Annotated in this window: 23 protein-coding genes; 16 read left to right on the forward strand and 7 right to left on the reverse strand. The window is 61.2% G+C overall.

Annotated elements, in window-relative coordinates:
* Positions 1-47: 47 nt before the first annotated feature.
* Together ATY77_RS26645 and ATY77_RS26650 are read right to left on the reverse strand one after the other, a co-directional pair.
* Positions 48-506, reverse strand: a complete 459-nt coding sequence (locus tag ATY77_RS26645) for a low affinity iron permease family protein (protein ID WP_088674256.1) — start codon at positions 504-506, stop codon at positions 48-50.
* 109 nt (positions 507-615) lie between these two features.
* Positions 616-1,419: a DUF2189 domain-containing protein gene (locus ATY77_RS26650; RefSeq protein WP_088689528.1), complete on the reverse strand. Its 804-nt coding sequence runs from the start codon at positions 1,417-1,419 to the stop codon at positions 616-618.
* Between the two features lie 171 nt (positions 1,420-1,590).
* Here ATY77_RS26650 and ATY77_RS26655 point away from each other — a divergent pair, with 171 nt between their 5' ends.
* From ATY77_RS26655 to ATY77_RS26685, 7 genes are all read left to right on the forward strand, one after another.
* Positions 1,591-2,145 carry an alpha/beta hydrolase gene (locus ATY77_RS26655; protein WP_088689529.1) on the forward strand — a complete coding sequence of 185 codons (555 nt, stop codon included), beginning with the start codon at positions 1,591-1,593 and terminating at the stop codon, positions 2,143-2,145.
* A 95-nt stretch (positions 2,146-2,240) separates the two neighbouring features.
* Positions 2,241-4,541: an EAL domain-containing protein gene (locus ATY77_RS26660; protein WP_088689530.1), complete on the forward strand. Its 2,301-nt coding sequence runs from the start codon at positions 2,241-2,243 to the stop codon at positions 4,539-4,541.
* 250 nt (positions 4,542-4,791) lie between these two features.
* Positions 4,792-5,556 (forward strand): phosphoribosylaminoimidazolesuccinocarboxamide synthase, encoded by a 765-nt coding sequence (gene purC, locus ATY77_RS26665; protein WP_008526002.1) that lies wholly within the window; start codon positions 4,792-4,794, stop codon positions 5,554-5,556.
* A gap of 15 nt (positions 5,557-5,571) precedes the next feature.
* Positions 5,572-5,814 carry a phosphoribosylformylglycinamidine synthase subunit PurS gene (gene purS, locus ATY77_RS26670; RefSeq protein WP_088689531.1) on the forward strand — a complete coding sequence of 81 codons (243 nt, stop codon included), beginning with the start codon at positions 5,572-5,574 and terminating at the stop codon, positions 5,812-5,814.
* A gap of 43 nt (positions 5,815-5,857) precedes the next feature.
* Entirely contained in the window at positions 5,858-6,412 is a 555-nt protein-coding gene (locus ATY77_RS26675) for an RNA 2'-phosphotransferase (protein ID WP_088689532.1), read from the forward strand.
* Positions 6,409-7,080, forward strand: coding sequence for a phosphoribosylformylglycinamidine synthase subunit PurQ (purQ, locus tag ATY77_RS26680; protein ID WP_088689533.1), 672 nt, complete (start codon positions 6,409-6,411; stop codon positions 7,078-7,080). Before ATY77_RS26675 ends, purQ begins: the two co-directional genes overlap by 4 nt.
* A 77-nt stretch (positions 7,081-7,157) precedes the next feature.
* The gene (locus tag ATY77_RS26685; RefSeq protein WP_088674249.1) at positions 7,158-7,556 is read left to right on the forward strand and encodes a hypothetical protein; all 399 of its coding nucleotides are present in this window, start codon (positions 7,158-7,160) and stop codon (positions 7,554-7,556) included.
* Between the two features lie 131 nt (positions 7,557-7,687).
* Here the strand turns inward: ATY77_RS26685 and ATY77_RS26690 are convergent, their stop codons facing one another.
* Positions 7,688-7,945 (reverse strand): DUF1127 domain-containing protein, encoded by a 258-nt coding sequence (locus tag ATY77_RS26690; RefSeq protein ID WP_088674248.1) that lies wholly within the window; start codon positions 7,943-7,945, stop codon positions 7,688-7,690.
* 81 nt (positions 7,946-8,026) lie between these two features.
* Here ATY77_RS26690 and ATY77_RS26695 point away from each other — a divergent pair, with 81 nt between their 5' ends.
* From ATY77_RS26695 to ATY77_RS26710, 4 genes are all read left to right on the forward strand, one after another.
* A complete protein-coding gene (locus ATY77_RS26695) occupies positions 8,027-9,445 on the forward strand; it encodes a PLP-dependent aminotransferase family protein (RefSeq protein ID WP_088689534.1) in 1,419 nt (472 codons plus the stop codon).
* Positions 9,446-9,567: 122 nt separating this feature from the next.
* Positions 9,568-10,146 (forward strand): acyloxyacyl hydrolase, encoded by a 579-nt coding sequence (locus tag ATY77_RS26700; protein WP_088689535.1) that lies wholly within the window; start codon positions 9,568-9,570, stop codon positions 10,144-10,146.
* Between the two features lie 171 nt (positions 10,147-10,317).
* Positions 10,318-12,549 carry a phosphoribosylformylglycinamidine synthase subunit PurL gene (purL, locus tag ATY77_RS26705; RefSeq protein ID WP_088689536.1) on the forward strand — a complete coding sequence of 744 codons (2,232 nt, stop codon included), beginning with the start codon at positions 10,318-10,320 and terminating at the stop codon, positions 12,547-12,549.
* Positions 12,550-12,568: 19 nt separating this feature from the next.
* Entirely contained in the window at positions 12,569-12,802 is a 234-nt protein-coding gene (locus ATY77_RS26710; protein WP_004676237.1) for a BolA family transcriptional regulator, read from the forward strand.
* A 384-nt stretch (positions 12,803-13,186) separates the two neighbouring features.
* Here the strand turns inward: ATY77_RS26710 and ATY77_RS26715 are convergent, their stop codons facing one another.
* On the reverse strand, positions 13,187-14,377 hold the full coding sequence (locus tag ATY77_RS26715; RefSeq protein WP_088689537.1) for a hypothetical protein: 1,191 nt from the start codon (positions 14,375-14,377) through the stop codon (positions 13,187-13,189).
* A 164-nt stretch (positions 14,378-14,541) separates the two neighbouring features.
* Between ATY77_RS26715 and ATY77_RS26720 the strand changes: the two genes are divergently transcribed.
* From ATY77_RS26720 to ATY77_RS26740, 5 genes are all read left to right on the forward strand, one after another.
* Positions 14,542-14,769 (forward strand): hypothetical protein, encoded by a 228-nt coding sequence (locus tag ATY77_RS26720; RefSeq protein WP_088674243.1) that lies wholly within the window; start codon positions 14,542-14,544, stop codon positions 14,767-14,769.
* Positions 14,770-14,947: 178 nt separating this feature from the next.
* Entirely contained in the window at positions 14,948-15,283 is a 336-nt protein-coding gene (gene grxD / locus ATY77_RS26725) for a Grx4 family monothiol glutaredoxin (RefSeq protein WP_009994514.1), read from the forward strand.
* 137 nt (positions 15,284-15,420) lie between these two features.
* Positions 15,421-16,626, forward strand: a complete 1,206-nt coding sequence (locus tag ATY77_RS26730; protein ID WP_088689538.1) for a multidrug effflux MFS transporter — start codon at positions 15,421-15,423, stop codon at positions 16,624-16,626.
* 34 nt (positions 16,627-16,660) lie between these two features.
* Entirely contained in the window at positions 16,661-17,941 is a 1,281-nt protein-coding gene (locus ATY77_RS26735; RefSeq protein ID WP_088689539.1) for a multidrug effflux MFS transporter, read from the forward strand.
* 33 nt (positions 17,942-17,974) lie between these two features.
* Positions 17,975-18,448 carry a GNAT family N-acetyltransferase gene (locus tag ATY77_RS26740; protein WP_088689540.1) on the forward strand — a complete coding sequence of 158 codons (474 nt, stop codon included), beginning with the start codon at positions 17,975-17,977 and terminating at the stop codon, positions 18,446-18,448.
* Positions 18,449-18,508: 60 nt separating this feature from the next.
* On the opposite strand, the gene ATY77_RS26745 is transcribed toward ATY77_RS26740, so the two are convergent.
* From ATY77_RS26745 to ttcA, 3 genes are read right to left on the reverse strand one after another with little or no spacing between them, the layout of a single operon-like run.
* Complete coding sequence (locus ATY77_RS26745) at positions 18,509-19,333, reverse strand: inositol monophosphatase family protein (protein WP_088689541.1); 825 nt, start codon at positions 19,331-19,333, stop codon at positions 18,509-18,511.
* A 42-nt stretch (positions 19,334-19,375) separates the two neighbouring features.
* Positions 19,376-20,203: an inositol monophosphatase family protein gene (locus ATY77_RS26750; protein ID WP_088689670.1), complete on the reverse strand. Its 828-nt coding sequence runs from the start codon at positions 20,201-20,203 to the stop codon at positions 19,376-19,378.
* 46 nt (positions 20,204-20,249) lie between these two features.
* Positions 20,250-21,119, reverse strand: a complete 870-nt coding sequence (gene ttcA, locus ATY77_RS26755) for a tRNA 2-thiocytidine(32) synthetase TtcA (protein ID WP_088689542.1) — start codon at positions 21,117-21,119, stop codon at positions 20,250-20,252.
* Positions 21,120-21,175 lie beyond the last annotated feature (56 nt).

A 21,175-nucleotide genomic window follows, 5' to 3' on the forward strand; every position in this document is an offset into this window, starting at 1 on the left:
TCGCCGCCCGTGGGCGCCGTCATTCTTGGCGGCGCAACACGGACCGTTTATGTCTGCCTTGCCGCTTTGGCAGCAGCTGGCCGTTTCCTCGCCTCCTTCTTTTTCGGCGTCTCCATTTTCTCCACCTTCCTCGTCCTGCAAGCCTCCGTCCCCGCCCTGCCCTCGGCCGCCTTGGCCACCAGCTGGTCGAGACGTTTCAGCTCCTCTTCGTCGAGATGTTCGATGCCGATAAAGCGGTTTTCGGCGTGGCTCGTCAGGATGATTTCGTTGAGCTTCGCCTGGATCGCCCTGGTGTCGCGCGTTTGCGCGTTCTGCAGCACGAAGACCATCAGGAAGGTGATGATCGTCGTGCCGGTATTGATGATCAGCTGCCAGGTTTCGGAATAGCCGAAGACGGGGCCGAGCAGAGCCCAAATGATGACGACCGTCAGCGCCAGTATGAATATGATGGGCTTGCCAGCCCATTCCGATATTTTGGTCGCGAAGCGGGCGAACAAATGCTTCATCGTCACCTCTGAAATCCTTCCTCGGAGTCTGTTCAAAAACGCCGAGGAAGGTTCGAAGGTTCCCGCTCAGGAGGTCAGATCGGACGGAAGTCCGGGAGGCCGGCTGCGATTACATGGCCTCGCGCGCAATCAGCTTGCGATAAAGATGCCAGGTCGCATGGCCGAGGATCGGGATGACGACCGCAAGCCCGGCAAAGACCGGGATCGTGCCGATGACGAGGAGTGCTGCGACGATGAGACCCCAGAGCAGCACCGGCACCGGATTGGCGATCGTTGCGCGGATCGAGGTCACGACGGCGGCAACCGCCCCGACATCGCGGTCGAGCAGAATCGGAAAGGTGATGACCGATATTGCCAGCACGACAAGCGCGAAGACGAAGCCGATGAGATTGCCCCAGATGATCAACTGCATGCCCTGAGGCGTGCCGAAGACCTGGCGGGTGAAATCCGTCATGGTGCGCGGGAAGACATCGCCAAGTAGGCCGGTATAGAGCGTCTGCGCCGTTACCAGCCAGACGACGAAGAGGCCAAAGAGCATCAATCCGACTGCGGCGATCGACGGCAAAGCCGGCGAATGGCGCACCTCCAGCGCATGCGTCCAGGATGTGTCGAGACCCTCTTCGCGCCGGCGGCTGATCTCATAGAGGCCGATCGCCGCGATCGGGCCGATCAGCACGAAACCGGACATCAGCGGAAAGACCATCGGCAGAAGGTTGGCGCCGGAGGTCCACAGCGTCAGGAAGACACCGGCGATCGGATACATCAGGCACAGGAACACGTAATGGGAAGGCTTCTCGCTGAAATCATCCAGCCCGCGCTTAAGCGCATCGAAGACGTCGGCGATGCTGATGCGATTGACCACGGGCCGCGCGATGTTTTCGCTGGCACCCGTCATGACATGAAATGCCGCCATGGCTTTCTCCTCCTCAGCCGAGATTGGTCGACGGGGAAAGCATCGGCGATAAGCCGATACGAAACCCGCAACCGGCACTTGACTTATATAGCAAGTTTTAGCGCCCGTGTCGCTCTCTCCCTTGCATCGCCTCTTGACATCTCCGCCACGCCTTCTCACATCGGCGGCACTATGAAAGCCTCAGACGCAGATATTCTCATCATCCCCGGCTATACCAATTCAGGCCCCGGCCATTGGCAGAGCCGTTGGGAGGCAAAGCTCAGCACGGCGCGGCGCGTCGAACAGGCCGAATGGACGAAGCCGGTCCGCGAAGACTGGATTGCCCGCATCGCCGAGGAAGTGAATGCTTCCACACGCCCTGTCGTCCTCGTCGCCCATTCGCTCGGCGTTCCCTCGGCGATCCATGCCATCCCGCATTTCCGCAAGCGGGTGGCGGGCGCCTTCCTCGTCGCCCCGCCCGATGTCGCCAATCCCGAGATCCGTCCGAAACACCTGATGACCTTCGGCCCTTATCCGCGCGATCCGCTGCCCTTCCCATCGATCACGGTGGCAAGCCGCAACGATCCGTTCGGCAGCTACGACCATGCCGACGATATCGCCAACACGTGGGGGTCTTTCCTCGTCGATGCCGGCGAGGCCGGCCATATCAACGCCGATTCCGGTCATGGCCCCTGGCCCGAAGGCACCATGGTCTTTGCCCAGTTCCTCAGCCGGCTCTCCGCCTGATTGCGTAAAACTTGCCATCTCGCTAATTGAGCGATTACTTTCTAAGTCTTTCTTAATGGAAAGACCGCAGACTGAGTCGGATGAAATAAGCGAGAATGCCCGTGAAGAAAGCCCATCCAGAGGCCGACGATCCGCATGGCGATGCCGCAGCGGCTGAGGCAGGCCTCGGCAAAAGGACGGCGGCCGACGATTCCGACCTCTCCGAAAGGGAGAGCCGCTGGAACTATGCGCTCGTCGGTTCGAACCTCGGCGTGTGGGATCACAATTACCGTCTCGGCCGGAAATATTACTCGGAGACATGGAAGACCATGCGCGGCATGGCGCCGGACGAGGAAGCCGCCGGCGATTACGATGCCTGGCTGCAGCTCGTTCATCCCGATGATCGCGATTTCGTCGTCCACGCGATCGATCGTCAGAATGCCGGCGATCCCGACTATCAGATCTTTGAATATCGCGAGCGCCACCGGGACGGCCGCTGGATCTGGATCGAATGCCGCGGCGCCTGCGTGGAATGGGACGAGGCCGGCGTTCCAACGCGCATCGTTGGCACCGATACTGATATAACCGCCCGCAAGGAGGCCGAGGAGACGCTGTCGCGTCTGTCGCGCCGGCTCGATCTTGCCCTGGAAATCTCCCGCATCGGCGTCTTCGAGGCCGATATCGAGCAGGACATGGTCGAGTGGGACGACCGCCTTATGGCCATTTATGGGCTGCAGGGCATTTCGCGTCAGAACGCCGGCGAGGTCTGGGCGAGAAGCCTGCACCCTGACGATCGCGACCGTGTGCTCGGCCTGGTCGACCGCAGCGTCGCAAGCGGCAGTGATTTCCAGCAGGAATACCGCATCATTCGCGGCGACGGCAAGGAGCGCGTCATCCGCTCGCGTGCGGCCTATTTCGTCGACGGTGTCGGCAAGCGCAAGGTGATCGGCGCCAATTGGGATGTCACCGAGGAGGTCAAGCTTCGCGACGAGCTGCGGCGTGCCAAGGATCTGGCCGAGGCCCGCAACGGCGAACTGGAGGCCGCCAAGGAAAGCATCGAGCACCTCGCCCTGCACGATTACCTCACAGGCCTACCGAACCGCCGCTATCTCGACAAGATGCTGGAAAAGCGCGCGGCCGAATGCCGTGCCAAGGGCCAGGCACTGGCAATCCTGCATATCGATCTCGACCGTTTCAAGCAGATCAACGATACGCTCGGCCACCGGGCCGGCGACGCCATGCTGAAACATGCCGCGGGCGTCTTGCGGAATTGCGTCCGCGCCGCCGATTTCGTCGCCCGCATCGGCGGTGACGAATTCGTCATCCTCTGCGCCGTCGATGCCGCGTCGAAGAAGGTCGTCGGCCTTGCCGAACGCGTCATCCGCGAATTGCGCAAGCCGGTCAGATATGAGGGGCACGATTGCCGGTTCGGCGCCAGCATCGGCATCGCCGTCGACAGCGGGCCGGAGCTCGACGGCAAGCAGATGCTGCTCGACGCCGATATCGCGCTCTACCGGGCCAAGGGCCTCGGCCGCAATCGCTTCGAATTCTTCTCGGCCTCCGACCGCCTCGACATCGTCTCCGCCAAGCAGCTCGCCGACGAGATCCTGATCGGTCTCGAACGCAATGAATTCGTGCCTTTCTATCAGCTGCAATTCGATGCCTGCACCCTCGATGTGACCGGCATCGAAACGCTTGCCCGCTGGCAGCATCCGGTGCACGGTTTGCTGGCGCCCGACCGCTTCCTCGATATCGCCGAGGATCTCGATGTCGTCTCGACCATCGACGCGCTGATCCTCGAGCGTGCTCTCGCCGATAGAAAGGCCTGGATCAAGGATGGGCTGCCGGTCCCGAAAATATCGGTCAACGTATCGGCCAGGCGGCTCGCCGATCCCGATCTCGGCAAGAAGCTCCGCGCGCTCAAGATCGAGCCTGGGACGGTCTGCTTCGAGCTCTTGGAATCGATCTCGCTCGACGATTGCGATGAGACGATGACCGCCAATCTGAAAAAGCTGCGCAAGCTCGGCATCGACATCCAGATCGATGATTTCGGTACCGGCCATGCCTCGATCGTCAGCCTGCTGCGGCTGAGCCCCGGCACGCTGAAGATCGACCGAGAATTGATCCGCATGCTGCCGCAATCGGCCGAGCAGCGCAAACTCGTGGGCTCGATCATCGATATCGGCCGCTCGCTTGATATCCTCGTCATCGCCGAAGGTGTCGAGACCGCGGATCATATCCGCATCCTCGAAGAACTCGATTGCGACATGCTGCAGGGCTATGCGCTGGCCAGGCCGATGCCGGCCATGCAGATCCCCTCCTTCATCCGCTCCGGAAGCTGGCGCCACGGGCAAACCGCCGTTCGGACCTCGCACCCCCAGTTTGGCCGCGCGCTTGGCGGCAGGACCGCCAAATAAAAACCTGCATAAGCGGCCCGCCATTTCGCCTTCATTCCACCGTAGAGGAAAAGGCGCTAGATTAATCCGGCGAATTCATTCGATTCTCTTGGCGGCATTCCGTAAAATCCGGAATCCGGGGCCAGAAATCCCGAAACGGGGGAAGGAGCGACAGGCGGATTGTGAAACACTCTCTTTTCCTTTATGGGGACGCCACGAGATCGATCCACTCGCGCTATCCCAAGAGCGCCAACAACAGAGAATAACCACGATGAACCGTCGCCGCCGTATCTACGAGGGCAAGGCAAAGATTCTGTATGAAGGCCCGGAACCGGGCACTTTGATCCAGTTTTTCAAGGACGATGCCACTGCCTTCAACAAGAAGAAACACGAAGTCATCGACGGCAAGGGCGTCCTCAACAACCGCATTTCCGAATATATTTTCAGCCATCTGAACAAGATCGGCATCCCCACCCATTTCATCCGCCGCCTCAACATGCGCGAGCAGCTGATCAAGGAAGTGGAGATGATCCCGCTGGAGATCGTCGTGCGCAATGTCGCCGCCGGTTCCCTCGCCAAGCGCCTTGGCATCGAGGAAGGCGTCGTCCTGCCGCGCTCGATCATCGAATTCTATTACAAGTCCGACGCGCTCGACGATCCGATGGTCTCCGAAGAGCACATCACCGCTTTCGGCTGGGCCAATCCGGCCGAACTCGATGACATCATGGCGCTCGCCATCCGCGTCAACGATTTCATGACCGGCCTTTTCCTCGGCGTCGGCATCCAGCTCGTCGATTTCAAGATCGAATGCGGCCGCCTCTTCGAAGGCGATCTGATGCGCATCATCCTCGCCGACGAGATCTCGCCGGACAGCTGCCGGCTGTGGGATATCGAAACCCGCGAGAAGATGGACAAGGACCGCTTCCGCCGCGATCTCGGCGGCTTGCTCGAAGCCTATTCCGAAGTCGCGCGCCGTCTCGGCATCATCAATGAAAACGAGCCTGTGCGCGGCACCGGCCCGGTTCTCGTCAAGTAAGGCAGGAAAGACAAAGTGATCAAGGCTCGTGTCACCGTCACGCTGAAAAACGGCGTTCTCGATCCGCAGGGCAAGGCCATCGAAGGCGCGCTCGGCGCCCTCGGCTTCTCGGGCGTCGGCCATATCAGGCAGGGCAAGGTCTTCGACCTTGAGCTGGAAGGCGCCGACAAGACCAAGGCCGAAGCCGACCTCAAGGCCATGTGCGAAAAGCTGCTCGCCAATACGGTGATCGAAAACTACGCGATCGCGATCGATTGACGATCACAGGCTGCCGGCTGGCAGGCCTTGAGGATTAGGCGTCATGACGAAGACAAAGCTGGAGACGGAAGTCTCGAAATATATGAGCTATGTTCTGCGCCATGCGCCCGAGGCCGCAGGCCTGACGCTCGACGCCGAGGGTTGGGTTTCGTTCGATGAGCTCGAAAAGGCACTGACGTCGAAATACGACGTTTCCCGCGCCGATATCATCGAGATCATCGACAACAATCCGAAGAAGCGCTTCACGCTCGCCGACAACAGGATCCGCGCAAATCAGGGTCACAGTGTCGAGGTTGACCTGGCATTGAAGGCGGTTGAACCGCCGGCAATCCTGTTTCACGGTACGTCACAGGCGAACTGGGCTTCGATCGAGCGTGAAGGCCTGAAGAAGATGGAGCGGCATCACGTCCATCTGTCGGCAGATATCGAAACCGCGAAAATCGTCGCCACGCGTCGCAAGGGCGATTATATCATTCTGCGCGTCGACGCAGCCGCCATGTTTTCAAAAGGCCATTCTTTCTTTGTCTCCGACAATGGAGTATGGCTCGCCGAAAGCGTTCCCGTTCAATTTCTTTCGCCAAGCGCAGGGACCCCATGAAATCAGCCGTCGTTCAACTTCCGGGTCTCAACCGCGACCGCGACATGATCGCCGCCTTGACCAAGATCTCCGGCCAAAAGCCCGTGACGATCTGGCAGACGGAGACCGAAATCCCCGATGTCGATCTGATCGTCATTCCCGGCGGCTTCTCCTATGGGGATTATCTGCGCTGCGGCGCGATCGCCGCCCGCATGCCGGTCATGCAGGCGATCATCAACAAGGCTGATAAGGGCGTGAAGGTGCTCGGCGTCTGCAACGGCTTCCAGATTCTCGTCGAGGCTGGCCTGCTGCCCGGCGCGCTGATGCGCAACGCCTCGCTGAAATTCGTCTGCCGCGAAATCAAGCTCGAAGTCGTCAATGCCGATACGGATTTCACCCGCGCTTACGCGCAGGGTCAGGTCATCCGCAGCCCGGTCGCCCATCACGACGGCAATTATTTCGCCGACGAAGCGACGCTGGCAAAGCTCGAAGGCAATGGCCAGGTCGTGTTCCGTTACGCCGAAGGCAGCAATCCGAACGGCTCGATCAACGACATTGCCGGCGTGATGAACGAAAAGGGCAATGTGCTCGGTATGATGCCGCATCCCGAGAACCTGATCGAAGCCGCTCATGGCGGTTCGGACGGCCGCGGCCTCTTCGCTTCGGCGCTCGACGTCATCGCCGCCTGAGCCCGCCTGAACGCATGCCGCCCGCGGGCCGACCACGGGCAACGGCATGCAAGGCTTTCATCCCTGGAGCAAGACCAATGCGCCCTCGCCTCTCCGTCGCAAACGCTGCCTTGTCGACTGTTCTCGCAGCCATGCTGGCGGCCTGCCAGTCGACGGCGCCGGCAACAAGCCCGAACCGCGCCGCCCTGCCGACGATGGAGCGCGTGGCGCTCGGCGCCAACGCCTGCTGGTTCAAATCAGGCGATCCGGCCTTTGCCGCTTATAAGCTCGCTCCGGAGCTCAATTCCTTCACCGGCCGGCCGCGCATTCTCCTCGTTCACAAGGGCAGCCCGGAAAGCCGGCCGCTGCTCGTCGTGCAGGCCGAGGGAAGCCCGGCGCGTCTCCAGGCCTTCGGGCCGATGATGCAGGAGCCGGTGGCCGGGCGTATTGCCGGCGACGTCAATCGCTGGTCGGCAGGCAACAAGGCCTGCAGCTGATTGCTGTGACCGATCCGCTAGAGCAGATGCCGAAAAGTGTGAGCGGTTTTCGGACAACATCATTCTCTAACTCTTTAAGACCAGAATTCAGAGTTAGGCCGAACGGGCCTAAAATTATCCTGTTCTGGGGATCAATCCCAGAAAAACGACTTGCCGACTTCGCGCGCCGCGTCGGATTGCGACACGCCGATATCCTTGAGCTCGCTCGCCGTCAGGCCTCGTAGCGCCCGGCGGCCTTCCCGCTTCTGATGCCAGAGAAGAACGGCCGCCCAGATCCGGCCTAGACGCGTCGTCGCCTCGGTGGGCGCGGCCGGCAAGGCAACCTGTCTCCTATCATCAAGGGAGACAATCGATACAATCGGCATTTTGATTTCAGGTAAGGCGGACATTCCAAGAATCCTTTCGGTTATCCGTTGGAATTGACTCCTAATCTTGACAGGGACAATGTGACAATATAAGTAATTGTCACCATGACAAATTGGCTCCCTGATCTCTCCCGCGGCTCCGGACCGGTCTATCTGCGGCTTGCCGACAGCATTGAATCCGCCATCGCGAGCGGCGCCCTGCCCGCGGGCAGCAAGTTGCCGCCGCAGCGCAACCTTGCTTATGACATCGGCGTAACGATCGGCACGATCGGCCGCGCCTATGCGCTGGTGCACGAACGCGGCCTGGTCGCAGGCGAAGTGGGGCGCGGCACCTATGTGCTGAACCGCTCAGAGACGCCGCCCAGCGAACAGAGCGATCCCTTGACCGTCTCGCTTGGCGGCACCCGTTTCCAGGATGCGCCTGCAAACAAGATCCGCTTCGACACTACTGCCGCTCCCGATCTCGGTCAGGGCAAGATCATCGCTGGTATTCTGGCGGAGATCGGCGAACAGCATCTCGCGGAAATCTCCTCCTATTCCAGAAGTTTCCCGGCGAATTGGTTCGAAGCCGGACGCCGCTGGCTTGCCCGCAGCGGCTGGACGCCGGACGTCGAAAATATCGCGCCGACACTTGGCGCCCATGCGGCGGCCGTCGCCGTGATCGCCGCCGTCTCGGCGCCGGGCGACAAGATCGTTTTCGAAAATCTCAGCTATACGCAGGTCAGCCGCAGCGCGCGCCTTCTTGGGCGCCGCACGGTGACGGTCGATTCCGACGAATTCGGCGTGATCCCCGATGATTTCGAGCGGCTTTGCCAGCAGCAGCATCCGAAGCTCGCCTTCCTGATGCCGACGGTTCACAATCCGACGGTTGCCATCATGCCGGAAGAGCGGCGTGCGGCAATCGCCGGCATCGCCAGGAAGCATGGGGTCTGGCTGATCGAGGACGATCTCTACGGCGGCATGGCCGATGACGATACGCCCCTGCTTGCCGCACTGGCGCCCGACCGCACCTTCCTGGTCAACGGCCTGTCCAAATCGGTTGCCGCCGGCGTGCGCGGCGGCTGGGTCGCCTGCCCGCCGCATTTTGCTCAGCGCATCAAGGTAACCCACAGGATGATCACCGGCGGCCTGCCATTCATTCTGGCCGAGACCTGCGCGCGGCTCGTCGAAAGCGGCGCCGCCCATGATATCCGCAAGGCGAGCGTTGAAGAACTTTCCCGTCGTACCCAGCTTGCCAGAGAGCATTTGCAGGGTTTCGATTTCCAATCTCATCCGCACGCGCCTTTCCTCTGGTTGAAGCTGCCGGAGCCCTGGATGTCCGGCACCTTCAAGAACGCCGCCTTCCGCGACGGCGTGCTCGTCGACGACGAGGACGAGTTCAAGACGGCGCGTGGTGAGAAGACCTATCACCGCGTTCGCGTCGGCTTTTCCTCGCCGAAGACGGGACAGGAGCTGGTCGCGGGTCTGATGATCCTGCGCCGTCTACTGGAAAATGGCGGCTCCACCTATGACGGTGAAATATGACCTGTTGCAAATACACGTCATAGTTCCAAAAAAATATCGGCGCGGAACTGCGAAGCTGTGCCGCCCCGACCGCCATGCTACGCCTTGGTCATCCCGCGAGTCGGGGAATCAAAGGACAGCAGATGAAGATCGACTTCGGTAAAGTCGCTCTGCCCTTCTTGTGTACAGCGTCGGCGGCAGCGGTAATCGGCTTTTTTGCCATGACCGGCTCCGCAAGTGCAGGTGAGCAAATATTTGACGAATTGCGCTTCGGCGTTTCGGCCTCGGTACAATCGGGGCACTCCAGGGAAAACGGCGTCTTTCCCGAAGTTACCGCCCTCTTCGATCCCTTCGGCTATGATGACACGGCCGGCTGGCAGCAATTGTTGCGCCCGCGCGTCCATGTCGGCACCTCGATCGGCACATCGGGAGAAGCCACGCAATTCTTCACCGGCTTTACCTGGACCGTCGATTTCAACGAGAAACTGTTTGCCGAAGCTGGTTTCGGCGGCGTCGTTCACACCGGCGATCTCAATGACGACGATGACGGCCCGGGACTCGGCTGTCGCGTCCTCTTCCACGAATATGTCGGCGCCGGTTATCGTTTCACCCGCAATTGGAACGTGATGGCCCAGATCGCCCACTCCTCCCATGCCAATCTCTGCGACGGCCCGAACGACGGCATGACGCGCGCCGGCCTGCAGATCGGCTACAAGTTCTGATCGCTCAGCTCTTTTATCGGAAAACTCTGCCCGCCCCTGTGAACTGACACCGAAGTTGGGTGTCCAACTTTCGAGAGTCAGTTCACTGTGTTGACGGCGGGCATTTTCCTGTCGCGCGGCGCCGCTACATAAGCTAAAGACAGCGCAAAACGCGCCAGGGACTTTCCGCTCATGACCATTCCAAACACCATCCCGATCACGCCGGAACTCATCGCAAGCCACGGCCTGAAGCCGGACGAGTACCAGCGCATTCTGGATCTGATCGGCCGCGAACCCACCTTCACCGAGCTCGGCATCTTCTCGGCCATGTGGAACGAGCACTGCTCCTACAAATCCTCGAAGAAGTGGCTGCGCACGCTGCCGACCAAAGGGCCGCGCGTCATTCAGGGTCCGGGCGAGAATGCCGGCGTGGTCGATATCGATGACGGCGACTGCGTCGTCTTCAAGATGGAGAGCCACAACCACCCCTCCTACATCGAACCCTACCAGGGGGCTGCGACCGGCGTCGGCGGCATCCTTCGTGACGTCTTCACCATGGGCGCGCGCCCGATCGCCGCGATGAACGCGCTGCGCTTCGGCGAGCCGGATCATCCGAAGACCCGCCATCTCGTCTCCGGCGTCGTCTCCGGCGTCGGCGGCTACGGCAATTCCTTCGGCGTGCCGACGGTCGGCGGTGAAGTCGAGTTCGATGCCCGCTACAACGGCAACATCCTGGTCAACGCTTTTGCCGCCGGTATCGCGAGATCCAACGCCATCTTCCTGTCCGAAGCCAAGGGTGTCGGCCTTCCGGTCGTCTATCTCGGCGCCAAGACCGGCCGCGACGGGGTCGGCGGCGCCACCATGGCGTCGGCAGAATTCGACGAATCGATCGAGGAGAAGCGCCCGACCGTGCAGGTCGGCGACCCCTTCACCGAAAAGTGCCTGCTGGAAGCCTGCCTCGAGCTCATGCAGACTGGCGCCGTTATTGCCATCCAGGACATGGGTGCGGCCGGCCTCACCTGCTCGGCCGTCGAAATGGGCGCCAAGGGTGATCTCGGCATCCTGCTCGAGCTCGACAAGGTGCCGGTGCGCGAAGAGCGGATGACGGCCTATGAGATGATGCTGTCGGAAAGCCAGGAGCGCATGCTCATGGTGCTGCAGCCGGAGAAGGAAGAGCAAGCCAAGGCAATCTTCGTCAAGTGGGGCCTCGATTTCGCCATCGTCGGCAAGACGACAGACGATCTGCGTTTCCGCGTCATGCACCAGGGCGAGGAAGTCGCCAACCTGCCGATCAAGGATCTCGGCGATCAGGCGCCGGAATATGACCGCCCCTGGCGCGAATCCGGCAAGCAGGCGCCCCTGCCCGCCAATCTCGTCGCAGCACCCGAAAATTACGGCCAGGCGCTGCTTCAGCTGGTCGGCTCCGCCAACCAGTCGAGCCGCCGCTGGGTCTACGAGCAGTATGATACGCTGATCCAGGGCAATTCGCTGCAGCTTCCGGGCGGCGACGCCGGCGTCGTGCGTGTCGACGGCCATCCGAGCAAGGCGCTCGCCTTCTCCTCCGACGTCACGCCGCGTTATGTCGAGGCCGATCCCTTCGAAGGCGGCAAGCAGGCGGTCGCCGAATGCTGGCGCAACATCACCGCGACCGGCGCCGAGCCGCTCGCCGCCACCGACAATCTCAATTTCGGCAATCCGGAAAAGCCAGAGATCATGGGCCAGTTCGTTCAGGCGGTGAAGGGCATCGGCGAAGCCTGCCGCGCGCTCGACTTCCCGATCGTGTCGGGCAACGTCTCGCTTTACAACGAAACCAACGGCGTCGCCATCCTGCCGACCCCGACGATCGCAGGTGTCGGCCTGCTGCCGGATTGGCGCAAGATGGCCCGCATCGGGGCCGCCAATGACGGCGACAAGGTGATCATGATCGGCGTCGACGGCAGCCATCTCGGCCAGTCGGTCTACCTCAGAGACGTGCTCTCCAGCCGCGAAGGCCCGGCGCCTGAAGTGGATCTGTTCGCCGAGCGCCGCAATGGTGATTTCGTGCGCTCCGTCATCCGCAACGGCCAGGCGACCGCCTGCCACGACATTTCCTCCGGCGGCCTTGCCGTCGCGCTCGCGGAGATGGCCATGGCATCGGACAAGGGCCTGACCATCGATCTCGGTGAAAGCAAGGGCGCCCCGCATGCGCTGCTCTTCGGCGAGGACCAGGCCCGCTACGTGCTGACGGTGCCGGCCGATGTGGCGAATTTCGTCTGCTCGAATGCGGAAGGCGCCGGCGTTCCCTTCCGCCGCCTCGGCACCGTCGGGGGCACGGCGCTCACCGTCGGCGATCTCATCTCGCTGCCGATTCAGCAATTGCGCGATGCCCATGAATCGTGGTTCCCTGATTACATGGAAGGCCGCGGCGAACTGGCTGCGGAATGATGCGCAAGGAGTAACGATCATGGCCATGAAACCCGGCGATATCGAAGATATGATCAAGGCTGGGATTCCCGGTGCCAAGGTGACGATCCGCGATCTGGCGGGCGATGGCGATCACTACGCCGCCGAAGTCGTCGCCGAAGCTTTCCGCGGCAAGAGCCGCGTGCAGCAGCACCAGATGGTCTACGAGGCGTTGAAGGGCAACATGGGCGGCGTCCTGCACGCGCTCGCATTGCAGACCTCGGCACCGGATTGACCGGCTGCCCCTGGTCGGTTCAAAGTTTGCGATGAACCGACCAGCAGGAGGACTTTTCCTGCCGGGCCCTTTGTTTTTCGTGGACGCGCGGTGATCGCCAAAGAAGTCCAGCTTTAACAGTTCGCTCAATTCCAACCTCCCTCATTCCTCTGCTTGTCACAGGCATCCAGCTACCGCGCGTCTGCGCGGTGAATGACTCACCTGTTTCGAAGGAAAAAGTCTTTCGCGCCCAAGGACTTGGGCGTACTGGATTCCTGTGACGAGCAAAGGAATGAGGAGTGCGGGGTAGCGGCCTACCCTAAATCGAGCACTTCACTGAGAACTGCTCTTATCTAATGGGCTCGGCGTGCCTAACAGCATCTTGCTATTCGGAAAGCACAACCCTCAGCCAGGCATTCTCTTTTCGTCCGGATCAGCAAAAACCGAGGCCGGCATCGGTCCTGATGTCATCAGCGTAAAATCGAATGGTGCCTGGAGATCGGGCCCGAGCACATATTGCCGGTGCACCCGCAGCTGGTCCTTGCGGATCTTGCGGTAATGCTCGCCCGTCAGCATCTGCTTGACGCGGATACGAAGGATCTTCGCCGGCGGCGCATCGCCATGGCCGCAGACGGCGACGACCGGCACCTTATAGAAATTGATCGAATCCGTCAGGCACTGCACGTCGAGCCAGGAAATCTCGCGACAGCGGGCAATCAGCCCGACGCGGGCGCGAAGCAGCGTCGCCGACGATAAGAGCGCGCATTGCAGGATAGCGCTGCCGAGCGTCGCGAACACCACGCGCTTGCCCTTGAATATCTCCGGCTCCCTTTCGAGCAGAATGCCGATCACATGGGCAGCGACGCTCGATCCCATGCTGTGCGACGAGATCACATATTCATCCGCCTCTTCCATGAGCGCCTTGCGCACGGAATCGGCCCGGTTCTCCAGCCATTCGTTGAAATCGGCCCGGTCCATACGGCCGAGCGCCACTGCCATTTCCCAATCGGCGAAGAGATGCAACGTATGGAAACGTTCGGAAAACGGCAGGAAGGCGAAGATGAAGAAACAGAGCGCCAGCGGCGCACTCCAGAGCATGTGCCAAGCCGAAAAGCCGACCTCGTTTGGAAGGATAGCGATCTGCACCGTCAGCGCGAGCGCGAGCGCCGTCAGCAGGAAGGGGAAGAGAAAGAACAATCCGAAGCGCCAGGCATGACGGAAATATCCCCGCATGCCGCCTTCGAGGATGATCTGGGCGAAGCTTCGGAAGCCCGCAAGAATCTGACTGAGCGTATTGCCGCTGCGCAGCCGGCGCACGAGCGCATCGTGCTCGACCATGTGGATCCGGCTCTTCGTCTGCCAGCCGGCAGAATCGGCCGTTGCCCCCTCGTCGGCGTTCCCAGGTGCCGCTTCGCTCGTCGTGACCTCGAAACTGAGGGGATCGCTGCCGTCATCCGGCGTTCCCGTCTTGATCGAGTAGCCCCAGACCGCGGAGCTCTGCCTGGCAGAGCGTTCGTAGCGCGCCCTGTGGGCAAGGCCGTCAAGCGGCTCGAAGCCTGGAAAATGCAGGACGACGCGCTTCTCGATGAATTTCATTCCGCTCTTTCGGCCGGGCGGCTGCCTGGCATGTTGTTGCGATCCGGCTGCTTAGCGGCCGATATCGGCGAAAAAGCAGGGATGGTCTCGAAGCCGCCTTGCTAACCGAAGTCATCAGGAATTCAATAGCAGCGATGTCGTTTCCATCACGAACGGAGGGTTTTGTGGCCGATCTCGTCAAAGAATTGATTTCAGGCGTCGTAGACAGCGTCTTGAAGGAAATCCTCAAGAAAACCACCGGCCGCACCACGACGAAGCGCGGCAGACGGAAAACACGCCCCGCCGCGACCACCGCAGCGCGCAAGACGACCACGGCCAAACGCAAACCCGCCCGCAAACAGGTGAGCAGGCGCCGCACATCCGCCGGACGCAGCCGTCAGCGCCGCAGTTGAGACCGCGCGAATCTCGCCGCGCTCCCCACCGTAACGCGACGGCAACAATCCCAAAGTGGTCTGACCAGATTGGTCTTTTTTTGGTTCGGGCGGCTGGAATTCCTGCCGTCGCATGCTATCTAAGGGAAACGATTGAAACGGCGGGCCTTTAACTCGCCTGTTGAAAGGATCAGATCCCATGAGCGGCATTCACGAATTCATCGACAACGAAATCAAGAGCAACGACGTCGTCCTCTTTATGAAGGGCACGCCGCAGTTTCCGCAGTGCGGTTTCTCCGGGCAGGTCGTGCAGATTCTCGATTACATCGGCGTCGACTACAAGGGCATCAATGTGCTTGCCGATTCGGAAATCCGCCAGGGCATCAAGGATTATTCCAACTGGCCGACGATCCCCCAGCTTTACGTAAAGGGCGAGTTCATCGGCGGCTGTGACATCGTCCGGGAGATGTTCCAGGCCGGTGAGCTGCAGCAGCACCTCCAGGAAAACGGCGTCACCGTTCGCGGCGCCGCCTGACCGGTCACCGGGCGTCCGTCCGGTTTCCAAATCTGTTTCTCGAGTCCGAGGCGCTGCGCTGAGCAGCGCCTTGGCCTGTTTATGGGAATTTCATTGTGACAGATTCATCACAAGCCGTGTCCGCGGGCCGCCTGCCCATGGGCAAGCGTGAGTTCATCGCGCTTGCAGCCTTCCTGATGGCTATCAACTCGCTCGCGATCGACATCATGCTCCCGGCCCTGCAACAGATCGGCGCCAGCCTCAGCGTCGAAAGCGAGAATCACCGCCAGTTCGTCATCTCTTCCTATCTGCTCGGCTTCGGCTGCGCCCAGCTTTTCTACGGCCCGCTTTCGGATCGTTTCGGCCGCCGCCTGCCGCTGTTGATCGGCCTCGCTATCTATATCCTTTCCGCCATCGGCAGCGTCTTCGTTCCCTCCTTCGCCGGACTGCTCGTGCTACGCTTCATCCAGGGCGTCGGTTCGGCTGCCACCCGCGTCATCACCATCTCCATCGTTCGCGATATCTATGGCGGCCGCCAGATGGCGGAGGTCATGTCGCTGATCATGATGGTCTTCATGATCGTGCCGGTGATTGCGCCGGGCGCCGGCCAGGTGGTGATGTTCTTCGGCAACTGGCACCTGATCTTCCTCTTCATCGCCACCATGGCGACTGCGATCGCCGTCTGGGCCTATCTGCGCCTGCCGGAAACCCTGCATCCGGCTAATGTCAGGCCTTTCACCGCCCGTTCGATCTTCGGCGCCTTCAAGCTGGTGCTGACCAATCGGGTGGCGCTCTGCTACACCATCGCCAGCACTTTCATCTTCGGGGCGCTGTTCGGCTTCATCAATTCCGCCCAGCAGATCTATGTCGGCATCTACGGTCTCGGCGTCTATTTCCCTGTCGCCTTCGCCGGCGTCGCGATCTTCATGTCGCTGTCGTCCTTCTTCAATTCGCGTTTCGTCGGCAAGATCGGCATGCGCCGGCTGTCGCACGGCTCGCTCCTCGGCTTCATCGCCATCAACACCATCTGGCTGATCGTCCAGATGGCGAGTTCGGAGCCGATGCCTTTCGCGCTGTTCATCACTTTCTTCGGCCTGGCCATGTTCCAGTTCGGCTGGATCGGCTCGAATTTCAATTCGCTCGCCATGGAGCCTCTCGGCCACGTCGCCGGCACCGCCTCCTCCGTCCTCGGTTTCATGAGCACGGTCGGCGGCGCCCTTATCGGCGCCGGCATCGGCCAGGCCTTCGACGGCACTGCCTTGCCGATGGTCGCCGGTTACTTTGCCGTGTCGGTCGTCGGGCTGGTCTTTGTGCTGATCGCCGAGAAAGGCCGCCTCTTCCACCAGCAGAACCCGGCCGTCTGAACGACCGGGCCATTCGCATTTGGGATATCTCCACATGACGCCGCCGCATAAACCCCATCAGGAAAACCAAGGTTCCCGCCGCATCGGCATGGGTTTCGGCGAATTCGTCGTCACCATTGCCATCATGACCGCCAGCATCGCCATGGCGATCGATAGCATGCTGCCGGCATTGCCGAATATCGGCCATTCCCTCGGCGTCACCAATACCAACGATGCGCAGCTCATCATTGGCGTCTTCTTCCTCGGCTTCGGCGTCTCGCAGATATTCTTCGGCAGTCTTTCGGATACGTTCGGCCGCCGCAACATCCTGCTTGGCGGCCTTGTCTGCTACCTCTTCGCCATGTTTGCCGCCGCGGCAACCGGCAGCTTCGAAATGCTGCTGGTCATGCGCTTCATCCAGGGCGTGGGCGGTGCGGCGGTGCGCATCACCACCATGGCCATCGTGCGCGACTGCTTCGGCGGCCGCGAGATGGCCCGCGTCATGTCCTATGTCATGATCGTCTTCATGATCGTGCCGATCGTTGCTCCCTCCGTCGGCCAACTGATCATCATGTACGCCAACTGGCATTGGATCTTCATCCTGCTCGGCATCGTTGCCTCCGTCCTATTCGTCTGGGCGCTTTTGCGCCTGAAGGAATCGCTGCCGCCGGAAGAGCGCCTGCCGCTGTCGGTCGGTTCCGTCGCGGATGGTTTCAAGACCGTACTCACCAACCGCATCACCTGCGGCTACATGATCGGCCTCACCATGTTCACCGGCGTCATCAGCGCCTATGTCATTTCGGTGCAGCAGGTTTTCGGTGAGGTCTACGGCCTCGGCGACTGGCTGCCGATCGCTTTTGCGGCCACCGCCGGCGGCATAGCGGTCGCCAATTTCGCCAACGGCTTCTTCGTGCGCACATTCGGCATGCGGCGCATCTCACACGCGGCTTTGCTGATCTTCACGGCGCTCTCGGCCGCCGGCTTCTTCTATTCGCTGGCAGGCAAGCCCGATTTCGCCGTCGCCTACGGCATTTTCACCATCGTGCTGATGATGTTTGCCGTGATCGCCACCAATTTCACCGCCATCAGCCTCGAGCCGATGGGCAATCTCGCCGGCACGGCGACCGCCGTCACCGGCTTCGTCTCGACCACCTTCGGCGCCATCCTCGGCGGCCTGGTCGGCCAGATGTTCAATGGCACCGTGCAGCCTCTCTTCGGCGGCTTCGCGCTGTTTGGCCTGGTGACGATCGCCGCCACCCTCTGGGCGGAAAACGGCAAGCTCTTCACGCATCCGGGAGATAGCCCCCAGCTCGATCCGGGCGCTGCTCACTTCTGAGCCAGGAGGCGCGGATCAATCCAGGATATCTCGATGGACGAGCGAATTCTGATCCGGCCCTACGTGCCACACGACGTGGACGCGACGATCGAGATTTTCCTGCGCTCGATCCGGGAAGTCTCCTCGAAAGACTATTCCGCCGCTCAGATCGATGCCTGGGCAAAGGTGGAAGACCGCAGCCTATGGGCGGAACGGAGGATGAGCAGGCCTGGCTGGATCGCGGAAATCGGCGGAAAACCGGTAGGATTTTCCGATCTGACCGGCGATGGATGCCTGGATATGATGTTCGTTCACCCCGAATTTCAGGGAGTTGGAGTGGCAACCCGCCTGTTGCGCAGGGTTGAGGAAGAGGCTCTCAGGTTGGGGTACAGCCGAATTTATACGGAAGCCAGCAGAACCGCCCGGCCATTCTTCGAGCGTAAGGGCTTCCGGATGGTCGCCAGGCAAATCGTCGAGAAGCGCGGCCAAAGCTTGGAAAACTTCTTGATGGAAAAGCCCTGCGCATGAGCGTGCGTGAGCCCGCCGCAAATTCGGCTGCCCCCACCGGCCCTTGCAAGGGTCGGTTTGTCAGACCGTAAACACCTCACGCCGCAGCAGTTCCCACGAAGCCTTGTCGGGCGCAACCAGCAGCCCGCCGTCGAGGTGATGCGGCAGGTAGGGCGATCCGTCGAGCCGCGCCGCATGGGCGCCGGCCTCCTGCGAGATCAAGGTGCCGGCCAGATGATCCCAGGGCATCAGCTTGTTGTACATCAGGTAATGCACATGCCCGCCGGCAAAGGTGCGGTATTCATGGGCCGCGCAGCGGTAGTTGGTGAGGAAGCGCACCTTGGCGAGATTGCCGAGTATCTCGGCGCGCTTCTCCTGCGGCAGATATCCGGTCGAGGCCATGCCGACCATTTGGTCGAGCGCGACCGGTTCGGCCGTCTGCAGCCGCTGCGCTTCGCCATCCGGGCGCCGCAGCCAAGCACCGCCGCCCTTCTCCGCCATCACCCAATCGTCGCCCATCGGATCGTAGATGATCCCGGCGATGGTCTCGCCGCCGGAAACGACGGAGGCCATGACGCCGAAGGCGGGAATGCCCGAAGCGAAATTGAATGTACCATCGACAGGGTCGACAACAATTGCAAGATCGACATCCGCGAGCCCGGTGAGCAGAGCCGGTTCGGCCGCGACCGACTCTTCGCCAAGGAACAGCGCTTGCGGCCAGAGCTGCGCGGCTTCCGCCTTGATCATGCGCTCGGCCTGTTCGTCCGCCTCGGTGACGAGATCGGTCGCTTCGCTCTTGGCCCGCACATCCTCACCGCCGAGCCGGCGAAAGCGCGGCAGGATCTCCGCCTGCGCCGCTCGGCGCAAGAGATCGGCAAGAGCGGTCACGTCGACAGTCGCAGTCATGTCCAAATCCTTTCGGTTCGGCCTTTCCGGAAAGGCCTCAAATCAGATGCCGACGATCTCGCGCTGGATAAGCTGCCAGCTTTCCCTGTCGGGCGCGGAAATGATGCCGCCAGTCGTTTCGCCCGGACGATAGGGCGTGCCGTCGAACTTGGCCGTATGACCGCCCGCCTCCTGATGCGCGAGCACGCCGGCCAGATGATCCCAGGGCATCAGCTTCGCATGGCCGATGAAATGCAGCTTGCCCGAGGCGACCATCCAATATTCGTAGGCCGAGCAATTGAAAGCGAAGGTCATTTTGATCTTCGCCATGTTGGCTGAAATGCGCGAGCGATCCGGGTCCTCCATATGGCCCCACGAGATGCCGCCGACCATCTGGTTCAAGGCGGCAGGCTCGGCCACAGCAAGCTTGCTCGATTGCCCATCCTGCCGCGTCAGGAAGGCGCCCGCTCCCTTAATTGCCGTGACGGTGTCTCCGAGCACGGGATCATGGATGATGCCGGCGACGGTTTCGCCCTTGACGGTGACGGCGAGGATCGTCCCGAAGACGGGAAACCCGGCGGCGAAATTGAAGGTGCCATCGACAGGATCGATGACAAAGGCAAGTTCGGCGTCGGCAAGCGCCGGCACGACGGACCGGTCGGCGTCATAAGCTTCCTCACCGACGATGAGGGCTGAGGGAAAGCGCTCTTTCAGCGCCGCGGTAATCCGGTGTTCGGCGAGCAGATCCGCCTGCGTCACGAGGTCGATTGCCGAGGTCTTTTCCGAAACGTCGGCAGTGCCGAGATTGCGGAAACGCGGCATGATCTCCGCGCGCGCCGCCTCCTTCACGCACTCGCCGAGAAAGAGAATGTCCCTATCAGAAATAGTCATGCGAAATCTGTCCTTCATGCAATGAACAACCTGCATAGCCGGCCCTTCATGAAGGATCGGTGACACCTAGGCTGGAAAAGTCGAAGAGTTTCGGATCGAGCAGATGCGACGGGTTCACATGCGAAAGCGCGCGCAGCATCGTGTCCTTGCGGCCTGGCATGCGCCGCTCGATATCGGCGAGCATGTCTTTCATCGCATTGCGCTGCAGCCCATCCTGAGAGCCGCAGAGATCGCAGGGGATGATCGGGAATTGCATGGCGGCGGCGAATTTGGCGAGGTCATCCTCGGCGGCATAGGCGAGCGGCCGCAGCAGCATCAGGTCGCCTTCGTCGTTCAGAAGCTTCGCCGGCATCGAGGCGAGGCGTCCGCCGTGGAAGAAGTTCATGAAGAAGGTTTCGAGAATGTCCTCGCGGTGGTGGCCGAGAACCAGCGCATCACAGCCCTCCTCCCGCGCAATGCGGTAGAGATTGCCGCGGCGCAGCCGTGAACAGAGCGAGCAATAGGTCGCGCCCTCCGGGACCTTCTCCTTCACGATGGAGTAGGTATCGCGATATTCGATCCGATGCCGCACGCCGATCCTCGTCAGATAATCCGGCAGCACATGCTTGGGAAAGTTCGGCTGGCCCTGATCGAGATTGCAGGCGATGAGCTCCACCGGCAACAGCCCGCGCCATTGCAGATCGAGCAGCAGCGCCAGCAATCCGTAGGAATCCTTGCCCCCGGAAAGGCCGACCAGCCAGCGCTTCTGCCCCTTCAGCATGCCGAAATCATCGAAGGCCTGGCGCACCTGTCTCAGCAGCCGCTTGCGCAGCTTGTTGAAAGAAACCGAGCGCGGCGCATCGGCAAACAGCGCATGGCCGATAGCGCTGTCGGCCTCGCCGGTTTCCAGGTCATCAATGTTGGCTGCGATATTCATTGCTTGGTCCCATCGAAGCTTCATCTTGCCTTAGCAGAAAGACCTTCGCCCACACA

This window comes from Rhizobium sp. R634 (genome assembly GCF_002211305.1).
In the GTDB taxonomy this organism is placed as follows: domain Bacteria; phylum Pseudomonadota; class Alphaproteobacteria; order Rhizobiales; family Rhizobiaceae; genus Rhizobium.